Annotated in this window: 1 protein-coding gene; it reads right to left on the minus strand. The window is 78.0% G+C overall.

The window, feature by feature from the left end:
* Positions 1-175: 175 nt before the first annotated feature.
* Positions 176-1,759, minus strand: coding sequence for a cytochrome P450 (locus ACZ6EJ_RS27805; RefSeq protein ID WP_469270962.1), 1,584 nt, complete (start codon positions 1,757-1,759; stop codon positions 176-178).
* Between the last annotated feature and the right edge of the window lie 135 nt (positions 1,760-1,894).

Below are 1,894 nucleotides of genomic sequence, written 5' to 3' on the forward strand. Positions count from 1 at the left end.
CACACCACCCCCACCCCCCCCCCCCCCCACCCCAACCCCCCCCCCCCCCCCCCCCCCCCCCCCCCCCCCCACCCACCCCCCCCCCCCCCCCCCCCCCCCCCCCCCCCCCCCCCCCCCCCCCCCCCCCCCCCCCCCCCCCCCCCCCCCCCCCCCCCCCCCCCCCCGCCGGCGCCGGTCAGTGGCCGCTCCACCAGCGGGAGACGGACTGCCAGAGCCGGACGGGCGCGGCGGGCCGGCGCGGGCTCGGGATGTCGGCCGCGGGGATGGGCCCGTCGGCGGACGGCGCGGCCTCGGGGGCGGCGGGCTCGGCGGGGGCCGGTTCCTCGTCGGCGGCCCCGGCCGGGGCGGCGTCCGGCGCGTGGGCGGGCTGCGTCCCCGCTTCCGGCACGGGCTCCGGAACGGGCCGGGGCGGGGAGGAGACCTCCCAGCCCTCGGCCGGGGGGGCGGCTCGGGACGCCAACGAGAGGGGGTCGGTGTCCACCTTCTGCTGGGGGCTGGGGGCGAACTTCACCGGCAGCGCGACCAGGTGCCGCGACATGATGTTGCCGACCCAGCTCAGCTCGCTCTCCTCGACGCCGAGCTGCAGGTCGGGCAGCCGCATCAGGAGGGCGTCGACCCCGACGTCCGCGATCGCGCGGCCGATGTCCTGGCCGGGGCACTCGTGGGGGCCGCCGCTGAAGGCGAGGTGGGCCCGGTTGCCGCCCATGTCGGCGTTGCGGTCCGGGCGCACGGCGGGGTCGGTGTTGGCCGGGGCGATGCCGACGAGCAGGGCGTCGCCCGCCCTGATCTGCTGCCCGCCCAGTTCGGTGTCCCCGACCGCCCAGCGGCCGAACACCGCGGTGAACGGGGGCTCGTCCCACAGGGTCTGCTCCACCGCCTCGGGCACGGTCATGTGGCCGCCGCTGAGCCGGGCGCGGAAGCGCGGGTCGGTCAGGACCATGCGCAGCACGTTGGCGATGAGGTTGGCCGTCGACTCGTAGGCGGCGATGAGGATGAGGCGCAGGTGCTCGACGACCTCGACGTCGGACATCGCCGCGGGGTGCTCGACGAGCCAGCCGGCCAGGTCCGGGGCGGGTTCGGCGCGGCGGTTCTCCACCAGGCGCGTCAGCACGGACACGACGTGGGCGTTGCTGGCGACGGCGGTCTCGGTGCCGCGGATCATGTCGCGGGCCGCCTGGACCAGCCGCTCGTCGTACTCCTCGGGCATTCCGAAGATGGCGCACAGCACCATCATCGGCAGGTGCTCCGCGAACTGGCCGACCAGGTCGGCGGTGCCCTTCTCGCAGAAGTCGTTGACCAGGCGGTTGCTGTACCGGTTGATGTGGCGGCGCACGCCCCGGTTGTCGATGCGCCCCAGGCTGTCGGTGACCGCGCCGCGCTGCCGCTCGTGCTTGGCGCCGTCGGCGAACACGCAGACGGGCTGCCAGGTGAAGATCGGGGCCAGCGGGTGGTCGGGGGCGACGGTGCCGTCCTGGAGGGCCCGCCAGCGCCGGGAGTCCCGCGAGAACTGGGACGGCGTACGGGTGAGGTGGAGGTTCTCGCTGTGGCCGAGCACGAGCCAAGCGGGGACGTCGCCGTGGAGCAGGACCGGGGCGACCGCGCCGTGTTCGGCGCGGAGCTTGTCGTAGAGGCCCGCCGGGTCGTTCTCGGCGGCGGGGCCGTAGAGCCGGCGCAGTCCGCCGGGGCCGATGCCGGGGTCGTGGGCCGGGCACTGGGGCGGCGGCACGGCGCCGGGCTCGTGGTGGAAGGGGGTTGTCACAATGGCTCCAGGGATCAGGATTCCAAGGCTCGCGCTGAGGCGGGGCGGGGGGGGGGGGGGGGGGGGGGGGGGGGGGGGGGGGGGGGGGGGGGGGGGGGGGGGGGGGGGGGGGGGGGGGGGGGGGGGGGGGGGGGG

It is taken from the genome of Streptomyces sp. NPDC041970, from assembly GCF_055588985.1.